This is a genomic window from Octadecabacter arcticus 238 (assembly GCF_000155735.2).
GTDB lineage: Bacteria > Pseudomonadota > Alphaproteobacteria > Rhodobacterales > Rhodobacteraceae > Octadecabacter > Octadecabacter arcticus.
Map to the genome: position 1 here is coordinate 3,760,200 of NC_020908.1, position 13,331 is coordinate 3,773,530.

Sequence of the window (13,331 nt, forward strand, 5' to 3'; positions counted from 1 at the left end):
CGCCGGAACGCCTGTTAAAACCGCGCCTCCTGACCCACCACAGCCGCAAACCCGCGCGGCCCGTCGGGGTCGGCATAATTCGGCGGCGGGCAATTTATCAACGCCAAAGGCAGACCGGATCGCGCCAAAGCGGTGCCAAGTTTAGCCGTATTTTCGTCGTAGGGAAAAAGGATCTCCACCGCCTCTAACCCCGCACGTTTGGCGGCCACCGCACGCTCCAACAGCGGATATTCAGTGAATAACATCGTCAGATTCGCGCAGAACTTCGGCACTAAACCTCCAAGTCCGCAGCGGGAATGATCGGGAAAAACGCACCAGCTGACCGAATGCCAAACCAATCAACGTCCTCGTGTTTGGCCGTTTCACCAATATCCACCAGTCGATAAAACGACTTTCGATCAATCAAGGCTTCAAGGTTGCGGCGGATCAAAACATAGGGGCTCGGCTCCCCAGATTTGGCATCCCGCACAACGCGGATCGGGTGATCCGGCCCGGCGATTGCAAAATCACCCACGTTGGTTTCAAACCGCAACCCGTCTTCAACCTGCACAAAATCCACCGCCACGAACGGCGCGTCATCGACGGTGATGCCCACCTTTTCAACCGGCGTCACCAGAAAATAATCGTCCCCGTCTTTGCGAATAACTGTCGAAAACAGCTTCACCAGTTCGGGCCGCCCAATCGGCGTGCCCAGATAAAACCACGTGCCATCCCGCGCGATCCGCATGTCCAGATCACCACAAAATGGCGGATTCCAACTTTCCACGGGCGGCAATCCGCGCCCTTTTGCCGCCGCCCGCGCCGAAGATGCGAGGCTTTCCGCCGACACTGTAACAGTGCCATTACTTTGGTTTGTTTTTGCCATTGGGCTTACCTGCGATATCTGTTCAACTCATGAACGACTATATGACCCATAAGAAAGAGATTGCCATGCCCCCCGAAGTTCCGAACGACGCAGCACTCGTGACCCAGATCGAAACCCTCGGCGGCAAACTGGCGCAGGCCCGCGTCTCCATTGCCAAACGGTTCATCGGTCAGGACAGGGTGGTCGATCTGACATTGGCGTCACTTTTGTGTGGCGGGCATGCCTTGCTGATCGGCCTGCCCGGTCTGGGCAAGACGCGGCTGGTCGATACGCTGTCCACGGTCATGGGTCTGCATGGAAATCGTATCCAGTTCACACCCGATTTGATGCCTGCCGATATTCTTGGCTCCGAAGTGCTGGAAACGGCCACCGATGGCAGCCGCGATTTCCGCTTTATCGAAGGCCCGATTTTTTGTCAGCTGTTGATGGCGGATGAAATCAACCGCGCCTCCCCGCGCACGCAATCAGCGCTTTTGCAGGCGATGCAGGAAAAAGAAGTCACAATCGCGGGCGAACATCGCAAACTCGGCGCGCCGTTCCACGTTCTGGCGACGCAAAACCCTATCGAACAAGAAGGCACCTACCCCCTGCCCGAAGCACAGCTTGACCGGTTTTTGGTGCAGATTGACGTCCCCTATCCGGATCGCGGCACCGAACGCGACATTCTCATCGCGACAACGGGCGCAACCGAAGAAAATGCCACCGCCGTTTTCACCACCGAAGAATTGCTCGCAGCACAGGTCTTGTTGCGACGCATGCCGGTGGGCGATGCCATTGTTGAAATGATCCTTGATCTGGTCCGCGCCTGCCGCCCAGATGATGCATCGGCGTCCGAACTGGTTAAAAACACCGTCAGCTGGGGGCCCGGCCCGCGTGCCGCGCAGGCCTTGATGCTGACCGTGCGCGCGGCCGCTTTGCTGGATGGCCGTCTGGTTCCATCGGCCGAAGATGTGCGCGCCATGGCAGCACCTGTTCTCACACACCGCATGGCGCTGTCGTTTGCGGCGCGCGCGCGCGGCGAAAACCTGCCGTCTGTCATTGATCAGGTCGCAACCCAAATCACCAGCATCTCGCAGGCCGCATGACGGACGCGCCCCTCACTTTACGCTCGGCGTCCGAAACCCTCGCGGCCGCGTTTCCACCCCTGCTGGCCGAGGCTGAACACCTCGCCACAACGGTCATGATCGGTGATCACGGTCGGCGGCGTGCGGGTGTTGGCGATACGTTCTGGCAATACCGACCGGCACAAAACCACGACGAAATGCGCAGTATTGACTGGCGCCGCTCTGCGCGTTCGGATGCACAGTTCATCCAGGATAAGGAATGGCAGATCGCCCAGTCGATCCTGATGTGGGTCGACCAGTCCGCCTCCATGTCGTTCACGTCCCTGAACGACGGCACCACCAAAGGATCGCGCGCGCGCACACTGGCACTGGCCAGTGCCATTTTGCTGCTGCGCGGTGGCGAACGGGTCGGTTTGACCGGCAACGTCCTGCCGCCGCGGCGCGGTGAAGTCCAAGTCGCGCAAATGGCAGCCCTGCTTTCACAAGATCACGCGGACGACTTCGGAACACCCGACGCCACAGGCATGGTCTCGCATTCGCGCGCGCTGTTCGTGTCAGACTTCATGGGCGACCTCACCGGACTTGAAACCGCCATGGCAAAAGCCGCCGATCGCGACGTGCGCGGCGCCCTTGTCCAAATCCTTGACCCGTCCGAGGAAGCATTTCCCTTTGACGGTCGTACCATTTTTGAATCCATGTCCGGCACAATGCGACATGAAACCCTCAAAGCCCGCGACCTGCGGGACCGCTACCTTGATCGCCTTGCACAACGCAAAGACCGCCTTGCATCCCTCGCACGTACGGCGGGCTGGCAGTACAACACCCACCACACGGACACCCCCGCAGCGTCTGCCCTGCTCTGGATTTACACCGCACTGGAACGCCGCGCATGACCCCTGCAAACTTTTCCTTCCCGCCCTGCCTTTGTCTCATAAATATCCCGGGGGTGGGCGCCTTGGCGACGGGGGACTGGCCCCCCTCTGCCGTCGGATTTGCACCGCAAATTCGACGTGAAATCCGCCCATGCTAAACCTCGGCCCCATCGCATTCGCGACACCGTGGCTGCTGCTTGGCCTGCTGATCCTGCCGATTTTGTGGCTCCTGCTGCGTGCAGTTCCGCCAGCCCCGATCCGGCGCCGCTTTCCCGGAGTGGCACTGCTTCTTGGCCTCACCGACGACACCAGCCAGACCGACCGCACCCCGTGGTGGCTGTTGCTGCTGCGTCTTATTGCCGTGGCCGCAATTATCACGGCGTTCGCAGGCCCCGTCCTCAACCCGGACGAAGACACCCCCGGCACTGGCCCGTTGTTGATCGTCGTTGACGGCACATGGGCAGATGCGCGCGATTGGCCGCGCCGCGTGGATCGTATTGATGCAGCCCTAACAGAAGCCGCCCGCGATGGCCGCACGGCGGCACTCGTTGCCCTCACCGATCTGCCACCGGAACCGCCAGTCTTTCAGGATGCGCAGGCGGTGCGGCAACGCATCCCCGCGCTGCAACCACACCCCTATGCCCCCGACAGCGACGCGCTGACCCACTGGGCTGACAGCCTGACCGGACAGTTCGACACCTTCTGGATGTCGGATGGATTGGCCCGTAACAGCCGTGACGCGCTTCTGGCGGCACTGGAATCCCACGGCACCGTCACCGCCTTTGAATCCCCGCGACCGGTTTTGGGCCTGCGCGCCGCGCAATTTGAGGACGACAACGTCACCGTGACCGCCCTACGCGCCACATCGGGTATCGAGGTCGAGACCACAATCACCGCCATCGGGCTTGATCCTGCTGGCGTCGAACGCCGCCTGTCCAGCGCAATCGCCACGTTCGAGGCTACAGCCACACAGGCGACTGCGACCTTTGATCTGCCGCCAGAACTGCGAAACCGCGTCACACGTTTCGAAATCCAAGGTATGCGATCTGCGGGTGCTGTGACACTCACCGACGATGCCTTGAAACGTCGCGAAGTGGCGCTTCTTGCGGGCGCCAGTGATCGCGAAGCCCTCGATCTGCTGTCCCCGCTGCACTACCTTGAACAGGCCCTGATCCCAACGGCGGACCTAATCGACGGCACACTGCAAGACGTGCTTCTGGCCAATCCTGACGCTATAATCCTTGCCGATGTCGGGACGCTCACCGCGATTGAGGCTGACACGATGCTCGACTGGGTTGAAAGCGGCGGGCTTCTGGTGCGTTTTGCAGGCCCGCGCCTTGCCGCAAGCGATATCAGCCGCATTGACGAAGACCCGCTGATGCCGGTGCGGCTACGCATTGGCGGCAGATCGATCGGCGGTGCCATGTCATGGGGAGAGCCTAAAGTGCTCGCGCCATTTCCAGCCAGCAGTCCGTTCTTCGGTCTGACCATCCCCGATGACGTCGCAGTCACAGCGCAGGTCGTGGCGCAACCCGACCCAACATTGGCGCAGCGCGTCATCGCGCAATTGGCCGACGGCACGCCGCTGGTCACCCGCAAATCGGCTGGATCAGGATCCATCGTGCTGTTTCATGTGACGGCAAATGCAGAATGGTCGACCCTGCCGCTGTCGGGCCTGTTCGTGCAAATGCTTGAACGTCTCGCGGTGTCCACGCGCCCGTCTGCCCCCACCGCGGAAGATTTGATAGGAACCACTTGGATGGCCGAAGACGTTCTGGATGCTTTTGGCGACCTTATCCGCGCCGACACCTTGCCCGGTGTTGACGGTGAAGCCCTCGCGACAGCCACACCCTCAGCGATGATGCCACCGGGTCTTTACGCCGGCGAAGACCGCCGCATCGCCGTCAACGTCATTGGCCGCGACGACACGCTGATTGCCACGACATGGCCCGCGCGCATTGCGGTTGAAGGCCTTGATGTGGTGCGCGAAACGCTGCTGAAAGGCTGGCTTTTGGCGGCCGCACTGGTCCTGCTGACGATTGATATCATCGCGTCACTGGCCCTGTCAGGTCGCCTTCGTGGTCCACGCGCCGCTGCGGTAGCGACCGTACTAATCGCCTTGATGATCGCCCCGCAAGCGCGCGCGCAGGACGATAGTTTCGCCATCGCTGCAACCGCCGACGTGGTGCTGGCTTACGTTGTGACGGGTGACACCCGCGTCGATGAGATGTCTGACGCAGGGCTTTACGGGTTGTCCAACACCCTGTTCCAACGCACGTCGATTGAACCCTCGTTTCCTGTCGGCATCGACCTTGAAACCGACGAGCTGGCGTTTTTCCCTTTTATTTATTGGCCCATCACAGCCGACCAGCAGCTGCCAACCCGCGAGGCTTATGCCAAGCTGAACCGCTATTTGCGATCAGGCGGGATGATCCTGTTTGATACCCGCGATGCGGATTTGGCGCGGTTCGGCTCGTCGTCGCCGCAAGGACGCAAGCTGCAGGCGATTGCCCGCGGCCTTGATATTCCGGCCCTTGAACCGATCCCGCAGGACCATGTTCTGACGCGGACATTCTATTTGCTGCAAGATTTCCCCGGTCGTCATCCCAGTCGCGATGTCTGGGTCGAAGCGGCCCCCGCGGGGGCTGAGATTTCCGATGGAATGCCGTTTCGCGACCTTAACGATGGTGTGACGCCCGTGGTTGTTGGCGGCAACGACTGGGCCGCGGCATGGGCCACCGACCGCCAGGGCAACCCGCTGGTTCCTATCGGGCGCGGCATGGCGGGTGAACGCCAACGCGAGATTGCGCTGCGGTTTGGCGTTAACCTGATCATGCATGTGCTGACGGGCAATTATAAATCAGATCAGGTCCATGTGCCTGCGTTGCTGGATCGGTTGGGGCAATAGGATGGAACATCGCATGATTGAAATCTGCGCCTCCGGCGGGAGTTTTCGGGCCAAGATGAAGCCAGAAGTGGGCATAGTATGATCGGGAACATCATCCTCGACCCGCTGGTGCCGCTAGTCGTGCTATACGGGCTGGCGGCGCTATCTGCGGTGGGGCTCGCCTTTGCAATCTGGCGACGACTGTTGGGCTGGGCGCTGCGCGCGCTGGCCGCCGTTGTCATCCTTGGCGCCATCGCCAATCCGTCGCTGCAACAAGAAGACCGCGCCGAGCTGTCTGACATCGTGTTGGCCGTCGTTGATGAAAGCGCGAGCCAGCGTCTGTCGGACCGCCCCGATCAATCCGCACAAGCGCTTGCCAATCTGCAAGCCGAAGTCGCGCGGCGTCCAAACACCGAATTGCGTGTCCTGACCTTGGGCGACGGGGTCGATGATGTGGGCACAGAACTTATGGCGGCCCTATCGGAGGCCCTGTCGCAAGAACCGCAAGCCCGCATCGCCGGTATGGTGTTGATCACCGACGGTCGCCTGCACGATTTGCCAGCCGCCCCCGCAACATTGCCCGCGCCGCTGCATGTTTTGTTGACAGGCCACAAAGACGATTGGGATCGCCGCCTTGTGATCCGCAACGCGCCTGCATTTGCTATACTCGGCGAACCTGTCACGCTCACCCTGCGGGTTGAGGATCAGGGTGCAGCGCCCGACGCGGGCTTTGTTGATCTTACAATTTCCATCGATGGCGGCCCACCGATGGCGTTCCTGGTGCCGGTCAATGAAGACGTCGAATTGCCAATCGACCTGCCCCACGGCGGGATGAATGTGATGCAATTTGCCACCCCTGCCGTGGACGGCGAGTTGACCGACCGCAACAACGAAGCCGTGGTGCAAATCAACGGTGTGCGCGACCGTCTGCGCGTGTTGCTGGTCAGCGGCGAACCCCACGCGGGGGAGCGCACGTGGCGCAACTTGCTGAAATCCGACAGTTCAGTCGACCTTGTGCATTTCACCATTCTGCGCCCCCCTGAAAAGCAGGATGGCGTACCGGTGAATGAGCTGTCTTTGATCGCGTTTCCGACCCGTGAATTGTTCCTCGAAAAGGTCGACGAATTCGATCTGATTATTTTTGATCGCTACAAACGGCGCGGAATTTTACCGTCAGCCTACCTCGAGAATATTGGCAATTATGTGCAAAACGGCGGCGCGGTTTTGATTTCTGCGGGTCCGGATTACGCGTCAGCCGACAGCATCTATCGCTCCCCTTTAGGAGCCGTGCTGCCGGGTCGCCCCACGGCGCGGGTCTATGAAGAAGGCTTTACACCGGAGATCACCGACATCGGCCAACGCCACCCCGTGACCGAAGGGCTTGAGGAATTTTCGCCCAATCAAGGCGAGGACGGCACCCCCGGTTGGGGCCGCTGGTTCCGCCAGATAGAAGTCGAACCAACCGAAAACGCCACCGTCGTTATGTCCGGAATTGACGACAAACCCCTGCTGATGCTGGAACGGGTCGGCGAAGGACGCGTCGCGCTGATGGCGTCGGATCAAACATGGCTGTGGGATCGCGGATTTGAAGGCGGCGGGCCGCAATTGGAACTGCTGCGCCGCCTCGCCCATTGGATGATGAAAGAGCCCGAGCTTGAAGAAGAAACCATGTGGGTTGAACCAAACGGGCTGACCATGCGCATTATCCGCCGCACGCTCGATGAAGAAACCGGCGATGTGACGATCACCCATCCCGACGGCACCGAGACGATTTTGACCTTGGACGAAGTGACCCCGGGCAGGTTCGAGTTGTTGTGGGAATCGCCCGAAGTCGGGCTTTATCGCCTGACCGACGGGGACGTTGAAACTGTCATCGCGCTCGGTCCTGCTGCCCCGCGTGAATTTGAACAGACGATCGCGAACGGCGAATTGATCGCAGACCTCGTGGCATCAACCAACGGCGGCATCACTGTGATGAGCGACGGCCTGCCGTCTTTACGCGACGTGCGCAGCGGCCGCGTGGCGTTTGGTCTGGGCTGGATCGGCATCACCCCGCGCGATGCCTATCGCATCACTGACGTGACCGTCACACCGCTGCTGCCCGCTTGGCTGGCGTTGTTGCTGGCAGGACTGCTGGTGATCGGCGCGTGGCTTCGTGAGGGACAGCGCTAGGGGATCGTGAATGCGACGGCATCAACTGCCCATCCGTCGATGATGCAGCTGGTGCGAATGAACACTTCAACCGCATCAGCGGAAATATCGAACCCTGATTGTGACCGCGTGAACGGCTGTTCGGTCACGTGGGGATGTGCCAACACGCGGGTGCCAAGAACCGTGCCGTCGGCCAGTTCAACACGCCACCAGTCGGCATAATCGTCCCATCCGGTATCGGGGTGGGACAGGGTCACATCAAACCGTCCATCGTCAAAGACGACGTTTTCAACGACAGGCGCATCGGCCAAAACGGGCGATGCGGCGAGGATCAGGACAAGGGCTGTTTTCATAAAGACAGAATAGCGACCAGCGCCCAGCATCCAAGTCACATCTTGGTGTCGCCGCCAATGTCGCCTGTGTCGTTCATGATGATCGCACGGGGAACAGACGCGAATTCACGGCTCCAGACGACGCGCGCGGTCACCGCGACCGCCACCATAAGCGGCACCGGACCCGCCAACCACGCCACAGCGCCAAGGGCGAAATACATCGATCGCAGGCCGCGATTGAAATTCATCGCCGCGCGGATGTTCAACTCTCCGGCCTTTGCCGCCATGGGCACCGCCATGGGATCATCCGGGTCATTGGGCACCGCCGCCATCATCACGCTGCAATAGCCAAACACGCGGTTCGCCCAGACAAATTTCAGGAACGCATTGCTGAGCAGCACCAAAACCAACCCCAGCTTGATCTGCCAGATGACGGTCGAGCTTTGCGCGACGTCGATGCTGTCAGCCATGCCGCGCAGCGGGTCCACATTGCCGATCAACGCCAGAACACCACCGACAGCCAACAGACAGGTCGACGCGAAAAAAGACGTGCCTTGGCGCAGGCTCGACATGATTTGCGCATCAAAGATACGCGGGTCGCGGCGGATCATCACCTGCATCCATTGGCGGCGGTATTCTGACATGACCATCGTGACCGACGGGTGCTTCGCCGACGGATGTTCAATCCACCAGCTCAACGCCAGCCAGACCGCAATCAACAACGCCACAGCCGCCCCATCAAGCCCGCTAAGGCTGCCAAATTCTATCATGATATCCATATGCCACAGCCTAGTCGAAAAGATGGCCATAGACATCAGGCCAAATTGGTTATAATTCTTTACCAATCGGAGGATAAAGCCCATGGATATGCCATTACCAGACCAATCAATTTTATCGCGCAAAGCCGAAATTGTTGCGCGTTTGCAACTCGTTCTACCAAAGAACGCGGTCATCCATGCCGAATCCGAGGTGCGCGCCTATGAATGTGACGCCCTTTCTGCCTACAGATGCCCGCCGCTTTGCGCGGTGCTGCCAGCATCGACCGAAGAAGTCGCGGCCGCCCTGCGCGTCTGTCACGAAATGGGCGTGCCCGTCGTGCCGCGCGGGTCCGGTACATCGCTTGCGGGCGGCGCGTTGCCAACGGCAGATTGCGTGATCCTTGGTGTGGCGCGCCTGAACGGGGTGTTGGAAACCAACTATGAGGATCGCTATATTCGGGTGCAATCGGGTCGCACCAACCTGTCCGTGACCGGCGCTGTCGAGGCGGAAGATTTCTTTTACGCCCCCGACCCGTCCAGCCAGCTGGCCTGTGCGATTGCAGGCAATATCGCGATGAATTCCGGTGGTGCCCATTGCCTGAAATACGGCGTGACCACGAACAACCTGCTCGGCGTAAAGATGGTGCTGATGGACGGCACGATCACCGACATAGGCGGCGCACATCTGGATGCGGCGGGCCTTGATCTGCTGGGCTTGATTTGCGGGTCAGAAGGCCAACTTGGCGTCGTCACCGAAGCCACGCTGCGCATCCTGCGCAAGCCGGAAGGCGCGCGGCCCGTTCTTATGGCATTCAACGACAACGAGGTTGCGGGCGCTTGCGTCGCCGACATCATCAAGGCGGGTGTGCTGCCCGTCGCCATCGAATTTATGGACCGACTTTGCATTGAAACGTCCGAAAAATATGCGCAAGCGGGTTATCCCGACTGTGAGGCTTTGTTGATCGTCGAGGTCGAGGGATCGCCTGCCGAGATCGACGAACAGCTGGCCGTGATCCTCGCCATTGCCCGCAAACATGACCCCGTTGAGCTGCGCGAAGCCAAATCAGCGGAGGAAGCGGCGCGCATCTGGCTTGGCCGCAAGTCTGCCTTTGGCGCAATCGGCCAAATCAGCGATTACATGTGTCTGGACGGCACGATCCCTGTGTCGTCGCTGCCAATGGTCCTGCGCCGTATTGGTGAGTTGAGCGAAGAATACGGGCTGCGCGTCGGCAACGTCTTTCACGCAGGCGACGGCAACATGCACCCGCTGATCTGCTATGACGCCAACAAACCCGGTGATCTTGAACTCTGCGAGGCGATGGGCGCGGAGATCTTGAAACTCTGTGTTGATGCGGGCGGCTGTCTGACAGGCGAACATGGCGTCGGCATCGAAAAGCGTGATCTGATGACCCACCAGTTCGCACCGCAAGACCTCGAGATTCAGATGGCCATAAAGGATGTGTTTGATCCGTCATGGCTGCTCAATCCCGCCAAGGTGTTCCCGCTGACAAGCAGTGCATCACGGCGGATTGCGGCTGAATAAGACAATGGGGGCCAGCCCCCCGCTGCGCGTCCCCCGGGATATTTATAAGACAAAGGCAATTGTAAAATGACCCCCCAGACAGAGATCGAACTGGCAGAGACAATTGCCGCCGCCAAAGGCCCGCTGCGCATTATTGGTGGCGGCACACGTGGTATCGGCAACCCAGTCGTTGGCGAAGCGATCAGCACGTCAGAACTGACGGGCATTTCGCTGTATGAGCCCGGGGCGCTGACCATCGTGGCCCAAGCTGGCACTTCAATGGTTGAGATTGAGGCCGCGTTGGACACTGAAAACCAGCGACTTGCCTTTGAACCGATGGACCACCGCACGCTGCTTGGCACCAATGGCATGCCCACAATCGGCGGCGTCGTGGCCGCCAACTCCAGTGGGTCGCGCCGCATTGCAGTGGGAGCCTGTCGCGATCATCTGCTTGGTGTGCGGTTCGTGGATGGCATGGGCACGGCAATCAAGAACGGTGGTCGCGTGATGAAAAACGTCACCGGTTACGATTTGGTCAAACTTTTGGCGGGGTCTTACGGCACCTTGGGTGTGCTGTCAGAAGTGTCGCTCAAGGTGCTGCCAAAGCCGGAAACGTCCGCGACGTTAAAATTGAACGGCCTAACAGACGCCCAATCGGTTGACGCACTCTCCATGGCCCTCGGCTCACCATTTGAGGTCACGGGTGCGGCGCGCAGTGACGACACACTTATTCGCATCGAAGGGTTCGCCGCGTCAGTGGCCTACCGATTGGCGCAACTGAAAGACCTGCTTGGCAGCTTTGGCGAAATGACGGCCGTGACTGACCCTGCGGCATCACAGGTGATCTGGACCGACATCACCAACGTCACGGCCTTTGCAAGCACGAGCGGCGATATCTGGCGCATTTCCATCAAGCCGAGCGACGCACCCGCAATAATCGCCACCCTCCCTTCGGGAACGCAAACCATTCTGGACTGGGGTGGCGGGTTAATCTGGGCGCAAACACCAGCGGGCACCGACCTGCGCGCGACCCTGCCCGCAGCGGGTCACGCGACGCTGATCCGCGCCGCGGCAGAGACCCGCGCGTCCCTGCCCGCATTCCAACCGGAAAACCCGATCTTGACAGCGCTGTCGCAAGGAATACGCGCAAAATTTGATCCGCGCGGCATTCTCAATCCCGGGCTGATGGGATGACCAGCAGCGTCAGCTTTATCTTCGTCGTTCTGCCCTGCATCAGTGCCGTGATTGCGGGTATGTTGCTGTTTGATTGGCGCCTCGCTGCTGCGACCGCCTGCGGCGCAATCGGGCTTTTGTTTATCGCACCGAAAATGCCGGACGCGGTGCGCGTGTTCGGATCGTCCATTATGTCGGGTGTTGCGGTTGGATCGCTTGCTTTGGTCGTCGTGCTGTTGATCCGGCCAACGACGGCCAAGTGGTCACGTATGACCATCGCGATGCTTGCCGCATTTGGCGTGCACTACTTTCACCTTATCCTGACTGTTGGGACCGTTTGATATGCAAACCACATTTACCGAAGACCAGCTGCGCGATCCCGCGACAAAGATGTCGAATGACATTCTGCGAACCTGTGTACACTGTGGATTTTGCACCGCGACCTGCCCGACCTATCAGATTCTGGGGGATGAGCTGGACAGCCCGCGCGGGCGCATCTACCTGATCAAGGACATGCTGGAAAACGAACGTGTGCCTGATGAGAAGACCGTCAAACACATCGACCGGTGCCTGTCGTGTCTGGCCTGCATGACGACATGCCCGTCCGGTGTACATTACATGCACCTTGTGGATCACGCCCGAGAATACATTGAAAACACCTACAAACGCCCGCTATCTGATCGTGCGTTGCGGTGGGTTCTGGCAAAAATCCTGCCCTATCCGATGCGGTTTCGTGTTGCGCTTCTGGGTGCAAAAATCGGGCGGCCCTTTGCGCGACTGATGCCGGACCCACGGCTGCGGGCCATGTTGGAAATGGCCCCGAAGACCATTCCGTCAGTATCACGCAACGACGACCCGCAGACGTTTCCCGCTGTCGACAAGAAAATGCGCGTCGCACTGATGACGGGCTGTGCACAAAAGGCGCTCAACACCGATATCAACGACGCAACGATCCGCCTACTGACCCGTTTGGGCGCGGAGGTTGTCGTGGCCGAGGGCGCGGGTTGCTGCGGTGCCCTGACCCATCACATGGGCAAAACATCTGAAAGCCACGCAACGGCCGCCAAAAACATCCGCGCCTGGACGGCTGAGATGAAGAACGGCGGCCTTGATGCCATCGTCATCAACACATCCGGCTGCGGCACGACAATCAAAGACTACGGCCACATGTTCAGCGAGACCGATCTGGCTGAGGATGCGAGTGCCGTGGCGGGTATCGCGATGGATGTATCCGAAATCCTGATGAAACTTGACCTACCTGCGGGTGGCGCGCCCGATCTGACCGTCGCCTACCATGCGGCCTGTTCGCTGCAACACGGCCAGCAGATCAAAACATTCCCGAAGGACCTGCTGAAAAAGGCGGGCTTCAAAGTGGCCGAACCCGCCGATAGCCATCTGTGCTGCGGGTCCGCTGGAACCTATAACCTGATGCAGCCAGAGATTTCCAAGCAATTGAAAACCCTCAAGGTTCAAACCCTTGAGGCCGTCAAACCCGACATTATCGCTGCCGGAAACATCGGCTGTATGATGCAGATCGGCGGCGGCACAGACATCCCCATTGTTCACACCGTTGAATTGCTGGATTGGGCGACAGGTGGCCCGAAACCACCCGCGCTTTCGGTGTCTGGCAAACAGGCGCCACAGGTGCCGATTTTGCGCTAGCGCCACATTTCTGCCCCACACGGCTGTTACCCATTTGGAAACAAT

General features: G+C 59.9%; 12 protein-coding genes. 8 read left to right on the forward strand and 4 right to left on the reverse strand.

What is annotated here, in order from left to right; genetic code table 11:
- Positions 1 to 14 precede the first annotated feature (14 nt).
- Positions 15 to 245: a hypothetical protein gene (locus OA238_RS34765; RefSeq protein ID WP_338042799.1), complete on the reverse strand. Its 231-nt coding sequence runs from the start codon at positions 243 to 245 to the stop codon at positions 15 to 17.
- A gap of 26 nt (positions 246 to 271) precedes the next feature.
- Entirely contained in the window at positions 272 to 865 is a 594-nt protein-coding gene (locus OA238_RS19385; RefSeq protein ID WP_015496497.1) for a DUF1285 domain-containing protein, read from the reverse strand.
- Positions 866 to 906: 41 nt separating this feature from the next.
- Here OA238_RS19385 and OA238_RS19390 point away from each other — a divergent pair, with 41 nt between their 5' ends.
- From OA238_RS19390 to OA238_RS19405, 4 genes are all read left to right on the forward strand, one after another.
- On the forward strand, positions 907 to 1,950 hold the full coding sequence (locus OA238_RS19390) for an AAA family ATPase (RefSeq protein WP_245581353.1): 1,044 nt from the start codon (positions 907 to 909) through the stop codon (positions 1,948 to 1,950).
- Positions 1,947 to 2,822 carry a DUF58 domain-containing protein gene (locus OA238_RS19395; RefSeq protein ID WP_015496499.1) on the forward strand — a complete coding sequence of 292 codons (876 nt, stop codon included), beginning with the start codon at positions 1,947 to 1,949 and terminating at the stop codon, positions 2,820 to 2,822. The genes OA238_RS19390 and OA238_RS19395 overlap by 4 nt, the downstream gene beginning before the upstream one ends.
- A 130-nt stretch (positions 2,823 to 2,952) precedes the next feature.
- Complete coding sequence (locus OA238_RS19400) at positions 2,953 to 5,709, forward strand: DUF4159 domain-containing protein (RefSeq protein WP_015496500.1); 2,757 nt, start codon at positions 2,953 to 2,955, stop codon at positions 5,707 to 5,709.
- Positions 5,710 to 5,787: 78 nt separating this feature from the next.
- Entirely contained in the window at positions 5,788 to 7,860 is a 2,073-nt protein-coding gene (locus OA238_RS19405) for a membrane protein (RefSeq protein ID WP_015496501.1), read from the forward strand.
- Here the strand turns inward: OA238_RS19405 and OA238_RS19410 are convergent.
- Positions 7,857 to 8,222, reverse strand: coding sequence for a hypothetical protein (locus OA238_RS19410; RefSeq protein WP_015496502.1), 366 nt, complete (start codon positions 8,220 to 8,222; stop codon positions 7,857 to 7,859). The two genes, OA238_RS19405 and OA238_RS19410, sit on opposite strands and share 4 nt — an antisense overlap.
- Positions 8,223 to 8,227: 5 nt before the next feature.
- Positions 8,228 to 8,950, reverse strand: a complete 723-nt coding sequence (locus tag OA238_RS19415; protein WP_015496503.1) for a DUF599 domain-containing protein — start codon at positions 8,948 to 8,950, stop codon at positions 8,228 to 8,230.
- Between the two features lie 82 nt (positions 8,951 to 9,032).
- Between OA238_RS19415 and OA238_RS19420 the strand changes: the two genes are divergently transcribed.
- The 4 genes from OA238_RS19420 to glcF all read left to right on the forward strand — a co-directional run bounded on the left by OA238_RS19420 (position 9,033) and on the right by glcF (position 13,286).
- The gene (locus tag OA238_RS19420; protein WP_015496504.1) at positions 9,033 to 10,472 is read left to right on the forward strand and encodes an FAD-linked oxidase C-terminal domain-containing protein; all 1,440 of its coding nucleotides are present in this window, start codon (positions 9,033 to 9,035) and stop codon (positions 10,470 to 10,472) included.
- 66 nt (positions 10,473 to 10,538) lie between these two features.
- Positions 10,539 to 11,645 (forward strand): FAD-binding protein, encoded by a 1,107-nt coding sequence (locus OA238_RS19425; protein ID WP_015496505.1) that lies wholly within the window; start codon positions 10,539 to 10,541, stop codon positions 11,643 to 11,645.
- Positions 11,642 to 11,965, forward strand: coding sequence for a hypothetical protein (locus tag OA238_RS19430; protein WP_015496506.1), 324 nt, complete (start codon positions 11,642 to 11,644; stop codon positions 11,963 to 11,965). The genes OA238_RS19425 and OA238_RS19430 overlap by 4 nt, the downstream gene beginning before the upstream one ends.
- A 1-nt stretch (position 11,966) precedes the next feature.
- Positions 11,967 to 13,286, forward strand: coding sequence for a glycolate oxidase subunit GlcF (gene glcF, locus OA238_RS19435; RefSeq protein WP_015496507.1), 1,320 nt, complete (start codon positions 11,967 to 11,969; stop codon positions 13,284 to 13,286).
- The last annotated feature ends 45 nt before the right edge of the window (positions 13,287 to 13,331 follow it).

Bases quoted from the DNA above. Each gene is read 5' to 3' on its own strand.
- OA238_RS19420 (WP_015496504.1), top strand. From the start codon at position 9,033: ATGGATATGCCATTACCAGACCAATCAATTTTATCGCGCAAAGCCGAA.
- OA238_RS19410 (WP_015496502.1), bottom strand. From the start codon at position 8,222: ATGCTGGGCGCTGGTCGCTATTCTGTCTTTATGAAAACAGCCCTTGTC.
- OA238_RS19390 (WP_245581353.1), top strand. From the start codon at position 907: ATGACCCATAAGAAAGAGATTGCCATGCCCCCCGAAGTTCCGAACGAC.
- OA238_RS19395 (WP_015496499.1), top strand. From the start codon at position 1,947: ATGACGGACGCGCCCCTCACTTTACGCTCGGCGTCCGAAACCCTCGCG.
- OA238_RS19405 (WP_015496501.1), top strand. From the start codon at position 5,788: ATGATCGGGAACATCATCCTCGACCCGCTGGTGCCGCTAGTCGTGCTA.
- OA238_RS19430 (WP_015496506.1), top strand. From the start codon at position 11,642: ATGACCAGCAGCGTCAGCTTTATCTTCGTCGTTCTGCCCTGCATCAGT.
- OA238_RS19400 (WP_015496500.1), top strand. From the start codon at position 2,953: ATGCTAAACCTCGGCCCCATCGCATTCGCGACACCGTGGCTGCTGCTT.
- OA238_RS19385 (WP_015496497.1), bottom strand. From the start codon at position 865: ATGGCAAAAACAAACCAAAGTAATGGCACTGTTACAGTGTCGGCGGAA.
- OA238_RS19415 (WP_015496503.1), bottom strand. From the start codon at position 8,950: ATGGATATCATGATAGAATTTGGCAGCCTTAGCGGGCTTGATGGGGCG.
- OA238_RS19425 (WP_015496505.1), top strand. From the start codon at position 10,539: ATGACCCCCCAGACAGAGATCGAACTGGCAGAGACAATTGCCGCCGCC.
- glcF (WP_015496507.1), top strand. From the start codon at position 11,967: ATGCAAACCACATTTACCGAAGACCAGCTGCGCGATCCCGCGACAAAG.
- OA238_RS34765 (WP_338042799.1), bottom strand. From the start codon at position 245: ATGTTATTCACTGAATATCCGCTGTTGGAGCGTGCGGTGGCCGCCAAA.